The following is a 14,227-nucleotide window of genomic DNA, read 5'->3' on the forward strand; positions in this document are numbered from 1 at the left end:
TTCGAACCGGGAGATTCCATGTTCCGCCAGACTGTGGCCGTCCTTGCCGGACTGATTGCCGGCGCCCTGCCCATTGCCGCGCACGCTGCGCCCGCGCAGCCGCCGATCTTCGGTGCCTACTACCCCGGTGGTTCCGCCGAGCGCTATCCGGTGTCGAGCATTCCGGCCGAGCGCCTGACCCACCTGTTCTACGCGTTCTCGACCATCGAGGACGGGCGCTGCACGATCGGTGCGGAAGCGCCGAAGAATTTCGCCGCACTGGCCGAACTCAAGAAGGCGCATCCGCACCTGCGCACGCTGATTTCGATCGGCGGCTGGGGCGCAGGCGGGTTCTCCGATGCGGCCCTGACCGAAACCAGCCGCAAGCGCCTGGTCGACTCATGCATGACGCTGTTCTTCGAGCGCCATGCAGGCAGCTTCGATGGTGTGGACATCGACTGGGAATTCCCGGTCAGTGGTGGGCCGAAGGAACTGGCGCACCGCCCGCAGGATCGCGCCAACCTGACCCGGCTCGCGCAGGCGTTCCGCGTGGCACTTGATGCGCGCGGTCGCAAGGCGGGGCAGCCGATGCTGCTGACCGCCGCGCTGGCCGCCGGTCGCCTGCAGACGGATGGCCCCTACGATCCGGCGGCGAGCTACGACCTGCCGGCGCTGGCCAAGGTGTTCGATTTCATCAACCTGATGAGCTACGACATGGGCACCGGCTTCTCGGCGGTGTCGACCTTCAACGCACCGCTGCTTGAGGTGGCGGCCGATCCACTGGCGCCGGAGCTGCGCCGTTGGAACAACGTGGCCGGTGCCGTGCAGTTTTACCGCGACCACGGCGTACCGGCCCACAAGCTGGTGCTGGGCGTGCCGTTCTACGGGCGCGGCTTCAAGGTTACAGGTGATGCCCCGGATGGGTTGTACCAGCCCTACAGCGCACCGGCCGATGCAGGCGACTGGCGGGTGATCAAGGCGCGCTATCTCGACCAGCCGGGCTGGACGAAGCACTGGCAGCCGCAGGCGCAGAGCCCGTGGCTGTACAACGCCGAACAGAAGGTCTTCATCAGCTATGAAGACCCGCGCTCGATCGGGCTGCATGCGCAGTTCGCCCGCGAGCAGGGCCTGGCCGGTGTATTCATGTGGGAGCTGACCGGCGACGACGAGCAGGCCAGCCTGCTCAACGCCATGCTGGGCCCCTGGCAGAAGGCGCGCATCGGCGATTGAGCTGCATCAGGCGATGCCCGGCGCAATGCCGCAACGCCATCGGCCCAACCCCGCACAGCATGTCCACGCCCGCAGCGTTACGCTGCGGGCATGATCCATCTCGAACGCCTGGACCATCTGGTCCTCACCGTCGCCGACATCGACCGCAGCTGTGATTTCTACCAGCGCGTGCTCGGCATGCAGGTCGTGCGCTTCGGCGCGGGACGTACCGCGCTGCAGTTCGGCCAGCAGAAGATCAATCTGCATCCGGCCAGTGCCCCGCTGCAGCCGCATGCGTTACGACCCACGCCGGGCAGTGCCGACCTGTGCCTGGTCACGCTTACGGCGACAATCGATGTGCTGGCACACCTGCAGGCGCAGGCCGTCGCGGTGGAGGAGGGGCCGGTGGCCCGCACCGGCGCACTGGGTCCAATCGAATCGGTGTACTTCCGCGACCCGGATGGCAACCTGATCGAAGTCAGCCGCTACCTGGACCCAGCGCACCTGCTCCGGTAGCGCCGGGCCATGCCCGGCGAAGGCTCAGTTGGCCCAGACGCTGTTCGGATCGCCGTTGCGGGCGCGGCGTTGACTGGCCACTGCCAGGCGGGCGAAGCCGAAGGCCATGGCCAGCGCGATGGCATCGACCCAGAACAGCGGCCAGTGGCCACGCGCGGCCGCACGCCACAGCCAGTCACCATTGAGTGCGCCGTGCAGGATCGGCACCAGCGCGGTACTGATTGCCGCCGCCCACAGCAGCTCGCGTGCGGCCTGTGCCGGGCGGCGCAGCGCGGCCCACAGCGCACAGGCCGCCCAGCTGCCGAAGCAGGCCCAGCGGATGCCGTGGTCGACCGCCGCCGGCGCCAGCCGTTCCAGCACCAGCGCGGTGAGGAACGCGACCGAGATCGCCACGCACAGGCCGATGCACACGCCGACCGTGGCCCGTGCCATGTTCACTCCGGCGCGCGGTTGCTGCGGCTGGCGACGCTTGCGCCGCGACTCGATCCACAGCAGGTTGCCCGAGTAGAACAGGAACGCACCGCCCAGGCCGAGCAGGAAGTACAGCCAGACCACCACCCCGTTGCCGAACTCGCCGAAGTGCAGCGCATAGGCGGCGCTGAGCGTGGCGTGGTTGGCGTCGCGCTGGCCTGGCAGCTGGGTGGCCAGTACCTGGCCGGTGGCGACATCCAGCGCCACGGCGCCGAGCGGGCCGAGGGTGCCGGTGGATTCGCCGGTGATCTCGATGGTGGCGTTGGTGTCGCCCGCGTTGGCCAGCTTCAGGTAGGCCGGCTCGAAGCTGGTCACGCCCTGTGCGCGCGCCACCTCCAGCGCCCGCGCCTGCAGCACGCGCAGGCTGCCCGGCGGCGAGGGGATGCCGGTCGCTTCACGCACCGGTGCGGTGTCCATCGCTGTTGGCACGGCCTGCAGGGCCTTGCCGTCGAAGATCAGGGGGTTGAGCAGGGCCATCTGCACGAACACCAGGCAGAGCAGGGCGCCGGTCACCGCGAACATCAGGTGGAAGGGCAGGCTCAGTACGCCGATCACGTTGTGCGCGTCCTGCCACAGCTGTTTCAGGTTGCGCCCCGGACGCAGCGCGAACAGGTCGCCGAGCAGCTTCGGCAGATGGATCACCAGGCCGCTGAGCAGCGCCATGCCGTACAGCAGGCTGACAATGCCCATCACGTAGATGCCGGCCACGGGCAGGCCCAGGCTGTAGTGCAGCTCGTTGACCAGCTCGGCCAGCCCGGTCTGCGGCGGCGTCGGGCTGCCGCCAATCTGCCCCGGCCAGGCATAACGCCAGCTGCCATCATCGGCCTGCCAGTACGCAAGTGGCTGCGGGTGGTCGGCGCCGGGGAAGGTCATGCCGACGTGGCGGCGGGCTTCCGGGTGTGTCGCCAGTACGTCTTCCAGCAGGTACTGCGCATCGTCCAGCCCGGCTGGCAGTGCGGTGGCCGCGCCCGGGGTCTGCCACAGCGGCAGGTCGTGATGGAACAGGGTCAGCGCACCGGCGTAGAAGGCCACGAACAGGCCGAACCCGGCGACCAGGCCGACCCAGGTGTGCAGGGTGGTGAACGTGCGCAGCGTCTGCGAACTGAACTTCATGGGAGAGGTCTCATTGCACCGCGCCGGTCAGGCGCAGCAGCCCGAGCACGGCGAAGCCGGCGGCGGCGCTGCCGCCCAGCACGAGCCAGGCACGCAGCGCGCTGCGGAAACTGAACGCCCACAGGGCGGCCAGCATCCACAGCGGGATGAAAGCGATCAGGGTCGGCACCAGCGCCCGCTGCCAGGGGCCGGGCGGCAGCCATGCCAGCAGGCCGGTCGCGGCCGCGGCCAGGAAGAAGCCGGCGACGATGCCGGCGAAGGCGCGCGGCCACATCAGGGCGACTCCGTGCCCGGGCGATGCCAGGCGGCCAGTGCCGGCAGCAGCATCGCCGCCAGCATCCAGGTGCACAGCATGGCCACCAGGCCGGCGGCAAAGCCGAGCTCGGCCATCCACAGCCACAGCGCGGCGGCGGCCGCGACCAGGCCGATCTGGCGGCCCAGGCGGCCGGCCCGGCGCAGGCGCGGCCAGCGGCAGTGCGGCGAGGCGGCATAGAAGGCCAGCGCGGAGAACATCGCCGCCAGCATGCCCAGGCTGCAGAAGCCCAGGGTGGAAAGGCCGACGGTGATCATTGCGGGCGGCCGCCGTGGCAGCGGGCCAGCGAACGCGGGGCACGGGCGGGGCCGGCGGGAGCCGGTCGGAGCGGGTGGCGCATCACGAGGTCCTGGGGGGAAGCGGGCAGGCTGGCACGGGGCGGGCTGCGCGGACATGGTAATCATTGCGTTTTCACGCCGCCAGCGAGGGCCATTCAGCGTACCGTACGGTAGCCCTTGGGCTTTCCGGTGCGCTGGTTTAAGATCATCACACTCCCTAACTGGAACAAGGTGGCCCGCGCCCAGCGCCGGCCGAGCGTGCGACATGAGCACTACCACCGCCCACTGTTGACCTGCCCCCGAAGGCCCTGTGTCCCTGGCGCCCTCGTGGCGCTTTTTTATTGCCCGGGCGCCGCCCCGGGAGCGCTTTCCAGCCCGCCCAGCGGGCCCCGCACGAAGCCACTCCGATGATCAACATTACCCTCCCCGACGGCAGCCGCCGCGAGTTTGAAAACCCCGTCAGCGTCATGGACGTCGCCCAGTCGATCGGTGCCGGCCTGGCCAAGGCCACCATCGCCGGTGCCGTGGATGGCGTGCTGGTCGATGCCAGCGACGTCATCGACCACGATGCCAGCCTGCGCATCATCACCGCCAAGGACGAGGAGGGCGTGGAGATCATCCGCCACTCCTGCGCCCACCTGGTCGGCCACGCGGTCAAGCAGCTGTACCCGGATGTGAAGATGGTGATCGGTCCGGTGATCGCCGAAGGCTTCTACTACGACATCTACTCCGAGCGCCCGTTCACCCCGGACGACATGGCCGCGATCGAGAAGCGCATGGGTGAACTGATCGCCCAGGACTACGACGTCATCAAGAAGATGACGCCGCGCGCCGAAGTGATCGAGATCTTCAAGGCCCGTGGTGAGGACTACAAGCTGCGCCTGATCGAGGACATGTCCGACGACATCCAGGCGATGGGCATGTACTACCATCAGGAATACGTGGACATGTGCCGTGGCCCGCACGTGCCGAACACGCGCTTCCTGAAGGCCTTCAAGCTGACCCGCATCTCCGGCGCCTACTGGCGTGGCGACGCGCAGAACGAACAGCTGCAGCGCATCTACGGCACCGCCTGGGCGGACAAGAAGCAGCTTGAGGCGTACATCAAGCGCATCGAGGAAGCCGAGATGCGCGACCACCGCCGCATCGGCAAGCAGCAGGACCTGTTCCACCTGCAGGAAGAAGCGCCGGGCCTGGTGTTCTGGCACCCGAAGGGCTGGGCGCTGTGGCAGGTGGTCGAGCAGTACATGCGCAAGGTCTACCGCAACAGCGGCTACGGCGAAGTGCGCTGCCCGCAGATCCTGGACGTGAGCCTGTGGAAGAAGTCCGGCCACTGGGACAACTACCAGGACAACATGTTCTTCACCGAATCGGAGAAGCGCACCTACGCGGTCAAGCCGATGAACTGCCCGGGCCACATCCAGGTGTTCAACCAGGGCCTGCACAGTTACCGCGACCTGCCGATCCGCTACGGTGAGTTCGGTTCCTGCCACCGCAACGAGCCGTCCGGCGCGCTGCACGGCATCCTGCGCGTGCGTGGCTTCACCCAGGACGACGGCCACGTGTTCTGCACGGAAAACCAGATCGAGTCGGAAGTGACGGCCTTCCATCAGCAGGCGCTGGCGGTCTACCAGCACTTCGGCTTCGACGACATCCAGATCAAGATCGCCCTGCGCCCGGAATCGCGCCTGGGTGACGATGCGACCTGGGACAAAGCGGAGGGCGCGCTGCGCTCGGCGCTGACCGCCTGTGGCGTGGAATGGCAGGAGCTGCCGGGCGAGGGTGCCTTCTATGGCCCGAAGATCGAGTACCACCTGAAGGACGCCATCGGCCGTACCTGGCAGCTGGGCACCATGCAGGTCGACTTCATGATGCCGGGCCGCCTGGGCGCCGAGTACGTGGACGAGAACAGCCAGAAGAAGCACCCGGTCATGCTGCACCGGGCCATCGTCGGCTCGATGGAGCGCTTCCTGGGCATCCTGATCGAGCACCATGCCGGCCAGTTCCCGGCCTGGCTGGCCCCGACCCAGGTGGTGGTGGCCAACATCACCGACGCCCAGGCCGACTACGTCTCGGGCGTGACCAAAACCCTTGCGGAGCAAGGCTTCCGCGTCAGCTCGGATTTGCGTAACGAGAAGATCGGCTATAAAATCCGCGAGCATACGTTGCAGCGCGTGCCCTACCTGCTGGTCATTGGTGACCGCGAGAAGGAAAATGGGGCTGTGGCGGTGCGTACGCGTTCTGGCGAAGATCTGGGCAGCATGAGCCTGCAGGCCTTCATCGAGCGGCTCCACGCCGAGGGCGCGTAAGCAAAGGTCCGGTCCGGGCGCACAGGCACCCGGACCGGTTCGATACCCTTGGGAGAACGTAATATCAGCACCCCTGACAACAAACAGAACCGCAAGAATCAGGAAATCCGTGTGCCGCGCGTCCGCGTGATCGGCAGTGACGGAGAAATGATCGGCGTGTTGTCGCGCGACGAAGCGCTGTCCATGGCCGAAGATGAAGGCCTGGACCTGGTCGAAATCCAGCCGCAGGCCGATCCGCCGGTCTGCAAGATCATGGACTTCGGCAAGTTCAAGTTCGAAGCGCAGAAGAAGGCCAGCGAGGCCAAGAAGAAGACCAAGCAGGTCGAGATCAAGGAAGTGAAGTTCCGTCCGGTCACGGACGAGGGCGACTACCAGATCAAGCTGCGCAAGATGCGCGGGTTCCTTGAGGATGGTGACAAGATCAAGGTCAACATCCGCTTCCGCGGCCGTGAAATGAGCCACCAGGAACTGGGCCGCGAAATGGCCAACCGGATCGAGACCGATCTGGGCGAGGACATCGTCATTGAATCCCGTCCGCGCCTGGAAGGGCGTCAGATGGTCATGATGATCGCGCCGAAGAAGAAGACCTGAGGCCTGACGGGCCGCCCTCCGGGGCGCCTGGCTGAACGGTTCAGGGTGAAGGGGCGCCATCGGCGCCCCTTCGCTTTTGCGGCATGCCGGTGAATTGCCGTGAAAGGGTTGCAGGGGCTGGTGGCAGGGCGGTTTTGCCTGTATCATGCCCGGCTCGACCCACCCAGGACGGGTCGTACGCCGATCATGGCAGGACGGAAAGAGCGGCCCAGGCCGCCGCCAGATCAGTCAGAAACCAGGGTCATATCCCATCAAGGACATTGCAATGCCCAAGATCAAGACCAACCGGGCAGCGGCCAAGCGTTTCCGCAAGACCGCCTCGGGCAAGTACAAGTGCGGCCACGCCAACCGTAGCCACATCCTCACGAAGAAAGCGACCAAGCGTAAGCGTAATCTGCGTCAGACGGGCCATGTCCGTGCAGAAGACGCAGGCCGTCTGGACCGCATGCTCCCTTACCTCTGAGGAACTGAAAAATGGCACGAGTTAAGCGTGGCGTACAGGCGCGTCGCCGCCACAAGAAGATTCTGGATCTCGCCAAGGGCTATTACAACGCCCGTCGCAAGGTCTTCCGCGTCGCCAAGCAGGCGGTCATCAAGGCTCAGCAGTACGCCTACATCGGCCGTAAGCAGAAGAAGCGCAACTTCCGTTCGCTGTGGATCACCCGTATCAATGCGGCTGCCCGCATCAACGGTCTGAGCTACAGCCGCTTCATGAACGGTCTGCTGAAGGCCGGCATCACCCTGGATCGCAAGGTCCTGGCTGACATCGCCGTGCACGACGCAGCCGGTTTTGCTGCGCTGGCCGAAAAGGCCAAGGGCGCGCTGGCGGCATAAGTCCTTCCCGATGCCGTAACCGTTCACTCGGAACGGTGTCAGGTCAAGGCAATGCATGGGGAAGGGCGCAAGTCCTTCCCCATTCTTTTTTGGGTCCCGGCGAGGCCACGATGGCAGCGCGGGGACGGCGGTGGCGACAGGGGTCGGCCCTTCGCGCATCGCGATGGCAGATCGACTGGAGTTCCGGCCCCCCATGAGCGACATCCAATCCCTCACCACCCAGGCGCTGGCCGATGTGGCCGCCGCACAGAGCCCCGACGTGCTGGAACAGCTGCGCGTGGCCCTGCTTGGCAAGAGTGGCAGCATCACTTCGCAGCTCAAGCAGCTCGGCGCGCTGCCGGCCGACGAGCGCAAGGCCGCCGGTGAAGCGATCAACCAGGCCCGCGATGCGCTGACCCGCGCGCTGGGTGAGCGCAAGGCGCTGCTGGAAGACGCGGCACTGGATGCGCGCCTGGCCGCCGAAGCCATCGACATCACCCTGCCGGGTCGCAACGGCGACCGCGCCGGCCTGCACCCGATCACCCGCACCCTGGAGCGCATCACCGGCATCTTCGGCCGGCTGGGCTACGAGCTGTCGGAAGGGCCGGAGATCGAGGACGACTGGCACAACTTCGAGGCGCTGAACTTCCCGCCGCACCACCCGGCGCGCGCCATGCACGACACCTTCTACTTCGGCGACGGACGCCTGCTGCGCACGCATACCTCCGGTGTGCAGGTGCGCTACATGGGCGACCACGCGCCGCCGCTGCGCATGATCGCCGCCGGCAAGGTGTACCGCAGCGACAGCGACCAGACCCACTCGCCGATGTTCCACCAGGTCGAAGGCCTGCTGGTGGACGAGCATTCGACCTTCGCCGACCTGAAGGGCACGCTGGCCGAGTTCGTGCGCGCGTTCTTCGAGCGCGACTTCGAGATGCGTTTCCGTCCCAGCTACTTCCCGTTCGTTGAACCGGGTGCGGAAGTGGACATCGCCTGGCAGCAGCCCGATGGCAGCACCCGCTGGCTGGAAGTGCTCGGCTGCGGCATGGTCCATCCGAACGTGCTGCGCAATGTCGGCATCGATCCGGAGCGCTACACCGGCTTTGCCTTCGGCATGGGCGTGGAGCGTTTCGCGATGCTGCGCTACGGCGTCAACGACCTGCGCGCGTTCTTCGAGAACGACGTGCGGTTCCTGAAGCAGTTCGCGTAAGCCGCAACCGTGTAGAGCCGGGCCATGCTCGGCTGCTTTTCTGGATGGACGCCTCCTTGCGCATGCGCTGGGCGACCACAAAAACCGCAACGGGAGGCACACCTCCCACCAGGGTGACACCATGAAATTCTCCGAAAACTGGCTGCGCAGCCACGTCCCGACCTCCGCCTCGCGCGATGAGCTCAGCGCGGTGCTGACCGCCATCGGCCTGGAAGTGGAAGAGGTGACCGCGCTTGGCGAAGGCCTCGAGCACGTGGTCGTGGCGCGCATCGTCGAAGCGGTGCGCCATCCCGAAGCTGATCGCCTGCAGGTGTGCAAGGTCGATGCCGGGCAGGGCGAGCTGCTGCAGATCGTGTGCGGCGCGCCGAACGCGCGCCCGGGCCTGGTCGCGCCGCTGGCGATGGTCGGCGCGCAGATCGGCGAGCTGAAGATCAAGCCGGCCAAGCTGCGCGGCGTCGAGTCGAACGGCATGCTGTGCTCGGCCAAGGAGCTGGGCCTGGACAACGATGCCTCCGGCCTGCTGGAACTGCCGGACGACGCACCGGTCGGCCAGTCCCTGGTCGAGTATCTGGGGCTGCCGGACGCCAGCATCGAGATCAAGCTGACCCCGAACCGTGCCGACTGCTTCAGCCTGCGCGGCATCGCCTACGACGTCGCCGCCGCCACCCGCAGTGAAGTGCTGGACTTCGCGGCCGACGCCATTGCGCCGGTCGGCAGCCGCGAACTGTCGATCCAGCTCGACGCCGGCGCCGAAGCACCGCGTTACCTGGGCCGCGTCATCGAAGGCGTCAACGCCGCTGCCAAGACCCCGCTGTGGATGGCTGAGCGCCTGCGCCGCAGCGGTGTGCGTCCGGTCTCGCTGCTGGTCGACATCACCCAGTACGTGATGCTGGAGCTGGGCCAGCCGATGCATGCCTACGACCTCGGTACCCTGCAGGGCAGCATCGCCGTGCGCCGTTCGCGCGCGGGCGAGAGCCTGAAGCTGCTGGACGGCCGCGATGCCGCACTGGACGACAGCTTCCTGGTGGTTGCCGATGCTGACCGTGCGGTCGGTCTGGCCGGCCTGATGGGCGGCTTCGATACCCGCGTCACCGACGCGACCACCGCCGTGTTCCTGGAAGCTGCGCACTTCGCGCCGGCCGCGATCATGGGCCGTGGCCGCAAGCTCGGCCTGCACACCGATGCCGGCCACCGCTTCGAGCGTGGCGTCGACCCGGCATTGCCGCGCACCGCCATCGAATACGCCACCCGCCTGGTGCTGGACCTCGCCGGCGGTACCCCGGCGCCGGTCACCGAGGCCGTGCGTGCCGATGACCTGCCGCAGCCGGCGACGATCGTACTGCGCCGTGCTCGCATCAGCCGCGTGCTGGGCATCACCATCGACGACGCCGAAGTCGAGCGCATCCTGCGCGCGCTGGGCATGGACGTGGCTGCGACGGCCGAGGGCTGGCAGGTCGTCGCGCCGAGCCGTCGCTTCGACATCGCCATCGAAGAAGACCTGATCGAAGAACTGGCCCGCATCCACGGTTACGAGCAGATCCCGACCACGCTGCCGGGCGGTGCCTCGCGCGTGGCGATGCCGAGCGAGACCCAGCTGGACGCGCTGAGCGTTCGTCGCCAGCTGATCGCCCGCGACCAGCAGGAAACCGTCAACTTTGCCTTCGTCGACGACGCGCTGCTGACCCAGTGGCAGCTGCGCGATGGCCTGGTACCGCTGGCCAACCCACTGTCGGCCGAACTGGCGGTGATGCGCCCGTCGCTGCTGCCGGGCCTGGTCGCCACGCTGGGCCGCAATGCCGCGCGCCAGTTGGGTCGCGTGCGCCTGTTCGAGCTCGGCCGGGTGTTCACCCAGCAGGCCGGAGATGGCCAGCCGGCGCCGCTGGAAACCCCGCGCGTGGCCGCTGCGGTCTGCGGTGATGCGCAGGCGGTGCAGTGGGGCCTGCCGACCCGCAAGGTCGACTTCCACGATCTGAAGGGCGACCTGGAATCGCTGGCCGCTGCCAGTGGCGCGCAGCTGGAGTTCCGCCCGTCGGCCCGTCCTTACGGCCACCCGGCGCGCTCGGCCGAGGTGTTCCGCGATGGCGTGGCGATGGGCTGGATCGGCCAGGTCCATCCGCGCCTGGTCAAGGCGATGGACATCGAATCCGACGTCTACGCCTTCGAACTGGATCTGGAACCGCTGACCGCCCGCCGCCTGCCGCGTGCCGGCGAGCTGTCGCGCTTCCCGGCCGTGCGCCGCGACCTGGCGTTCCTGGTGCCTGAACAGGTGGCCTGGGCCGATCTGGCGGCGACCGTCCGCCAGGCCGCCGGCCCGCTGCTGCGCGACCTGAACCTGTTCGACCGCTATGTCGGCCAGGGCGTCGAGCCGGGATTCAAGAGTCTCGCTATGGGCTTGATTTTGCAGGACAAGTCGCGCACTCTGACGGACCGCGACGTGGATGCGGTGGTGGCCGAGGCGGTCACTGCCATCGAGCGTGAACACCACGCCCGGATCCGCGGCTGAGCGGGCAGCACTCGGGGGTAGCAGGCAATGGCATTGACCAAGGCGGAGATGGCGGAAAAGCTGTTCGACGAAGTCGGTCTGAACAAGCGGGAAGCCAAGGAATTCGTCGACGCGTTTTTCGATGTGCTGCGTGAAGCATTGGAACAGGGACGTCAGGTGAAGCTGTCGGGCTTCGGTAATTTCGATCTTCGGCGCAAGAACCAGCGCCCGGGTCGCAACCCCAAGACCGGCGAGGAAATTCCGATTTCCGCCCGTACGGTGGTCACCTTCCGTCCGGGCCAGAAGCTCAAGGAGAGGGTGGAAGCTTATGCTGGATCCGGGCAGTAACCGCGAACTACCGCCGATCCCGGCCAAGCGCTACTTCACCATCGGTGAAGTCAGCGAGCTGTGCGACGTCAAGCCGCACGTCCTGCGCTACTGGGAAACCGAGTTTCCCAGCCTTGAGCCGGCCAAGCGCCGAGGCAACCGCCGCTACTACCAGCGCCATGACGTGCTGATGGTGCGGCAGATCCGCAGCCTGCTGTACGAACAGGGCTACACCATCGGTGGTGCGCGCCTGCGTCTGGACGGCCCCGATGCCCGCGAGGAATCGGCGCTGAGCAATCAGATCATCAAGCAGGTACGCATGGAGCTGGAAGAAGTGCTGCAGTTGTTGCGCCGCTGATCCCATTTCCATCGTAATCCGCTATACTTCACGGCCCGCCGCACTGGCGGGCACATCGCAGCATCAGTCGGGGCGTAGCGCAGCCTGGTAGCGCATCTGCCTGGGGGGCAGAGGGTCGTCGGTTCGAATCCGGCCGTCCCGACCACTGTGATGAATCAAGAAGCCTGCGCAGCAATGCGTGGGCTTTTTTGTGCGCGCTGCTGATGCCGATGATCAGTCTTCAGCGAAGCGGTAGATCAGCTCCGGGTCGCCGTCATCCAATCCGTGCACGATGCCGCTGTCGATGAAGCCCGACGCAACGAGCAGGCGCTGCATGCCGATGTTGGAGGCATTGGTCGAGGTGAACAGCTTGCCGCGACCGCGCCGTGCGATCGCGTGTCGCAGCAGTGCGGTACCAATGCCGTGGCCGCGGCGTTCGCGCGCCACCATCAGCATCTCGACGAAGGCCTCGCCGAAGAAGTGGTGATGCATGACCAGGTAGCCGACGACCCTGCCGTCCTGCTCGGCGACATACACGCCGCCGTGTGCCAGCCAGTTGCCAATCTGCATGATCCGCTCTGGATCAATGGCTGCCACGCTGTCGAGCGCGATCAAGGCATCCGCGTCCTGGGGGCTGCCGTTACGCAGGCGCGGAGAACGGGACGTCCGGCTCATCGCGGGCGGAGCTGCAGCAACAGACCGCCACCCGATACAAAACAGGCGAGCAGGACGATGATCGACAGCGGCAGGTGGAATTCATTGCGACCGAGCAGGGCAAACGCCAGGTGGATCAGCGCCGTGCCAATGCCGAGCGCGCCACAAACCAGTGCATAGCCGCGCGCCGTGGATGTACCCAGCAGGGCATGGCGATAACCCCAAAGCACGGCGCCGACTGCGAACAGGTTGAACAGCAGGAAGCCCTGGATGCCGCCGGGCACATGGAACATGGTCCATTCCTGCCAGAACGCAGCGTCGATCTGATGCAGGATCAACGCCAGCAGCGTCGCCAGATACCATCGTTCCATGTCGTGCTCCCTGCCATGCAGGCCATAGTCTATCGACTCCGCCTTGCACGCACGCCTACGCGTTGCAGCCAGCGCGTGGCAGGCAGTCAATACACCCGGAACTCGGCACGGCAGCCGTCGCTGACCCACACGCCGCGACGGTCCCAGCCCCAGTTGCGGTCCTCGATGCAGGTCGTCACCGATTTCTGCTTGACCAGCCGTACCTCGTGACGAACGCGAATCCGGCACTCCTTGTCCTTGTTCTCGTAGGACTCGCAGACCAGGCGTTCACCCTCGTTGTCGCGGTCACGGCCGCGGCCACGTCCCGGCCAGCGCCCGTATCCATCGGCGACGAACTCGGCGCGGCAGCCGTCGGTCACCCATAATGTGCGGCGGCTCTGGCCCCAGTTCTGGTTCTCCACGCAGCGGGTGACCGACAGTTGCCTGGCCAGGCGCATCGGGCCCTCGATGGGGCATTGCTCGGTCTTGTTGAACTGGGATTCGCAGCGCAGCGCTGGAATGTGATCAGTGTCGTAGTCCTGGGCGGCCACGGCGGTGGCGGCCAGCAGCAGGACAAGGGCGGCGCCGGTGATCGGCAGCAGCGGGCGAAGGGTCATAGGGAGCCTCGAGCGTGGATTCGGGCGGCAAGAATGACCCAGCACGAGGCCGTCGGAACGCATCGTTCCGGATGTGGCTCAGTAAGGATTTAGTAGTGCGCACGGGCCCATGCAGAGGCTTACATCCCGTATCATCGCTGCACATCCGATCGCATCGGTTTACACCTTCTTACATGTCTTCCACGCCTGTCGGCGCAGCCTGTGGCTGCCGTCACTGGTGTGCGGGCGGCCTGTGGGGGAGGATGCGCGGACCACGACGACCACAGGGGGTTGCGTTGATCAGCAGTACCGTCATTCATCGCTCGGCCGACGCAGGCGGCGCCGAGGTGCGGGTCCTGGACACCACGTTCAAGGGCAAGCATGTGTTCATTGCTTGGGGCCTGCGCGGGCCGGAACTGACCCGCAGCGCGGACCCGGCTGCGACCGTGGCCGCACGCAAGGCGCTGCACGCGGTTGCCGGCCACAGCGAAGGGCCGCGCAGCCCGGAAGTGTTCATCGCCAACCAGTCGGCGGTGGCGATCACGGTCTATCGCCTGCTTACCGAAGCGCGCTCCGGCGATGCCATCTTCTTCCTGTGCGATTCCCAGGCGGTGGTCGAGTGGCTGATCACCGCGCTGGAAGTGCAGGGCGCGGACTGATTCCGCGTTCCGGCGCGCAT

Annotated in this window: 17 protein-coding genes and 1 tRNA gene; 12 read left to right on the plus strand and 6 right to left on the minus strand. The window is 66.7% G+C overall.

Features of this window, described 5'->3' with window-relative positions; all coding sequences use genetic code 11:
• The first annotated feature begins 18 nt into the window (after positions 1-18).
• Together G5A07_RS11175 and G5A07_RS11180 are read left to right on the plus strand one after the other, a co-directional pair.
• On the plus strand, positions 19-1,209 hold the full coding sequence (locus G5A07_RS11175; RefSeq protein WP_191863320.1) for a glycoside hydrolase family 18 protein: 1,191 nt from the start codon (positions 19-21) through the stop codon (positions 1,207-1,209).
• Between the two features lie 90 nt (positions 1,210-1,299).
• Positions 1,300-1,704 carry a VOC family protein gene (locus tag G5A07_RS11180; protein WP_010486459.1) on the plus strand — a complete coding sequence of 135 codons (405 nt, stop codon included), beginning with the start codon at positions 1,300-1,302 and terminating at the stop codon, positions 1,702-1,704.
• A gap of 24 nt (positions 1,705-1,728) precedes the next feature.
• Here the strand turns inward: G5A07_RS11180 and G5A07_RS11185 are convergent, their stop codons facing one another.
• From G5A07_RS11185 to G5A07_RS11195, 3 genes are read right to left on the minus strand one after another with little or no spacing between them, the layout of a single operon-like run.
• Positions 1,729-3,288, minus strand: coding sequence for a PepSY-associated TM helix domain-containing protein (locus tag G5A07_RS11185; protein ID WP_019336890.1), 1,560 nt, complete (start codon positions 3,286-3,288; stop codon positions 1,729-1,731).
• Positions 3,289-3,298: 10 nt separating this feature from the next.
• Positions 3,299-3,562 (minus strand): hypothetical protein, encoded by a 264-nt coding sequence (locus G5A07_RS11190; protein WP_043401932.1) that lies wholly within the window; start codon positions 3,560-3,562, stop codon positions 3,299-3,301.
• Entirely contained in the window at positions 3,562-3,858 is a 297-nt protein-coding gene (locus G5A07_RS11195; RefSeq protein WP_005410439.1) for a hypothetical protein, read from the minus strand. Before G5A07_RS11195 ends, G5A07_RS11190 begins: the two co-directional genes overlap by 1 nt.
• Positions 3,859-4,286: 428 nt before the next feature.
• Here G5A07_RS11195 and thrS point away from each other — a divergent pair, with 428 nt between their 5' ends.
• The 9 genes from thrS (at position 4,287) to G5A07_RS11240 (ending at position 12,114) form a co-directional block, all read left to right on the plus strand.
• Positions 4,287-6,188 (plus strand): threonine--tRNA ligase, encoded by a 1,902-nt coding sequence (gene thrS, locus G5A07_RS11200; protein ID WP_010486466.1) that lies wholly within the window; start codon positions 4,287-4,289, stop codon positions 6,186-6,188.
• A gap of 63 nt (positions 6,189-6,251) precedes the next feature.
• Positions 6,252-6,779, plus strand: a complete 528-nt coding sequence (gene infC, locus G5A07_RS11205; RefSeq protein ID WP_074725076.1) for a translation initiation factor IF-3 — start codon at positions 6,252-6,254, stop codon at positions 6,777-6,779.
• Between the two features lie 265 nt (positions 6,780-7,044).
• On the plus strand, positions 7,045-7,242 hold the full coding sequence (rpmI, locus tag G5A07_RS11210) for a 50S ribosomal protein L35 (protein ID WP_005410436.1): 198 nt from the start codon (positions 7,045-7,047) through the stop codon (positions 7,240-7,242).
• An 11-nt stretch (positions 7,243-7,253) separates the two neighbouring features.
• Positions 7,254-7,613: a 50S ribosomal protein L20 gene (rplT, locus tag G5A07_RS11215; RefSeq protein WP_005410435.1), complete on the plus strand. Its 360-nt coding sequence runs from the start codon at positions 7,254-7,256 to the stop codon at positions 7,611-7,613.
• Positions 7,614-7,806: 193 nt separating this feature from the next.
• Complete coding sequence (locus tag G5A07_RS11220) at positions 7,807-8,802, plus strand: phenylalanine--tRNA ligase subunit alpha (RefSeq protein ID WP_005417865.1); 996 nt, start codon at positions 7,807-7,809, stop codon at positions 8,800-8,802.
• A gap of 121 nt (positions 8,803-8,923) precedes the next feature.
• Positions 8,924-11,305, plus strand: coding sequence for a phenylalanine--tRNA ligase subunit beta (gene pheT, locus G5A07_RS11225; RefSeq protein WP_049455700.1), 2,382 nt, complete (start codon positions 8,924-8,926; stop codon positions 11,303-11,305).
• 27 nt (positions 11,306-11,332) lie between these two features.
• Entirely contained in the window at positions 11,333-11,632 is a 300-nt protein-coding gene (locus G5A07_RS11230) for an integration host factor subunit alpha (RefSeq protein WP_005410432.1), read from the plus strand.
• The gene (locus G5A07_RS11235) at positions 11,613-11,969 is read left to right on the plus strand and encodes a MerR family transcriptional regulator (RefSeq protein WP_005410431.1); all 357 of its coding nucleotides are present in this window, start codon (positions 11,613-11,615) and stop codon (positions 11,967-11,969) included. The genes G5A07_RS11230 and G5A07_RS11235 overlap by 20 nt, the downstream gene beginning before the upstream one ends.
• A gap of 68 nt (positions 11,970-12,037) precedes the next feature.
• Positions 12,038-12,114 (plus strand) — tRNA-Pro (locus G5A07_RS11240).
• Positions 12,115-12,182: 68 nt separating this feature from the next.
• On the opposite strand, the gene G5A07_RS11245 is transcribed toward G5A07_RS11240, so the two are convergent.
• The 3 genes from G5A07_RS11245 to G5A07_RS11255 all read right to left on the minus strand — a co-directional run bounded on the left by G5A07_RS11245 (position 12,183) and on the right by G5A07_RS11255 (position 13,569).
• Positions 12,183-12,623: a GNAT family N-acetyltransferase gene (locus G5A07_RS11245; protein ID WP_019336887.1), complete on the minus strand. Its 441-nt coding sequence runs from the start codon at positions 12,621-12,623 to the stop codon at positions 12,183-12,185.
• On the minus strand, positions 12,620-12,973 hold the full coding sequence (locus tag G5A07_RS11250) for a DUF6713 family protein (RefSeq protein WP_010486477.1): 354 nt from the start codon (positions 12,971-12,973) through the stop codon (positions 12,620-12,622). The genes G5A07_RS11245 and G5A07_RS11250 overlap by 4 nt, the downstream gene beginning before the upstream one ends.
• A gap of 86 nt (positions 12,974-13,059) precedes the next feature.
• Complete coding sequence (locus G5A07_RS11255) at positions 13,060-13,569, minus strand: DUF3011 domain-containing protein (protein ID WP_010486479.1); 510 nt, start codon at positions 13,567-13,569, stop codon at positions 13,060-13,062.
• Between the two features lie 242 nt (positions 13,570-13,811).
• Here G5A07_RS11255 and G5A07_RS11260 point away from each other — a divergent pair, with 242 nt between their 5' ends.
• On the plus strand, positions 13,812-14,207 hold the full coding sequence (locus G5A07_RS11260) for a hypothetical protein (RefSeq protein ID WP_012511691.1): 396 nt from the start codon (positions 13,812-13,814) through the stop codon (positions 14,205-14,207).
• Positions 14,208-14,227 lie beyond the last annotated feature (20 nt).

Origin of the sequence: Stenotrophomonas sp. AS012628, from assembly GCF_010608305.1 — a bacterium.
GTDB lineage: Bacteria > Pseudomonadota > Gammaproteobacteria > Xanthomonadales > Xanthomonadaceae > Stenotrophomonas > Stenotrophomonas geniculata.

Coding starts and splice junctions, on each gene's coding strand:
- G5A07_RS11230 (WP_005410432.1), top strand. CDS start 11,333: ATGGCATTGACCAAGGCGGAGATGGCGGAAAAGCTGTTCGACGAAGTC.
- G5A07_RS11195 (WP_005410439.1), bottom strand. CDS start 3,858: ATGATCACCGTCGGCCTTTCCACCCTGGGCTTCTGCAGCCTGGGCATG.
- G5A07_RS11245 (WP_019336887.1), bottom strand. CDS start 12,623: ATGAGCCGGACGTCCCGTTCTCCGCGCCTGCGTAACGGCAGCCCCCAG.
- G5A07_RS11220 (WP_005417865.1), top strand. CDS start 7,807: ATGAGCGACATCCAATCCCTCACCACCCAGGCGCTGGCCGATGTGGCC.
- pheT (WP_049455700.1), top strand. CDS start 8,924: ATGAAATTCTCCGAAAACTGGCTGCGCAGCCACGTCCCGACCTCCGCC.
- G5A07_RS11260 (WP_012511691.1), top strand. CDS start 13,812: ATGCGCGGACCACGACGACCACAGGGGGTTGCGTTGATCAGCAGTACC.
- thrS (WP_010486466.1), top strand. CDS start 4,287: ATGATCAACATTACCCTCCCCGACGGCAGCCGCCGCGAGTTTGAAAAC.
- rplT (WP_005410435.1), top strand. CDS start 7,254: ATGGCACGAGTTAAGCGTGGCGTACAGGCGCGTCGCCGCCACAAGAAG.
- G5A07_RS11175 (WP_191863320.1), top strand. CDS start 19: ATGTTCCGCCAGACTGTGGCCGTCCTTGCCGGACTGATTGCCGGCGCC.
- G5A07_RS11235 (WP_005410431.1), top strand. CDS start 11,613: ATGCTGGATCCGGGCAGTAACCGCGAACTACCGCCGATCCCGGCCAAG.
- G5A07_RS11185 (WP_019336890.1), bottom strand. CDS start 3,288: ATGAAGTTCAGTTCGCAGACGCTGCGCACGTTCACCACCCTGCACACC.
- rpmI (WP_005410436.1), top strand. CDS start 7,045: ATGCCCAAGATCAAGACCAACCGGGCAGCGGCCAAGCGTTTCCGCAAG.
- G5A07_RS11180 (WP_010486459.1), top strand. CDS start 1,300: ATGATCCATCTCGAACGCCTGGACCATCTGGTCCTCACCGTCGCCGAC.
- G5A07_RS11255 (WP_010486479.1), bottom strand. CDS start 13,569: ATGACCCTTCGCCCGCTGCTGCCGATCACCGGCGCCGCCCTTGTCCTG.
- G5A07_RS11190 (WP_043401932.1), bottom strand. CDS start 3,562: ATGTGGCCGCGCGCCTTCGCCGGCATCGTCGCCGGCTTCTTCCTGGCC.
- G5A07_RS11250 (WP_010486477.1), bottom strand. CDS start 12,973: ATGGAACGATGGTATCTGGCGACGCTGCTGGCGTTGATCCTGCATCAG.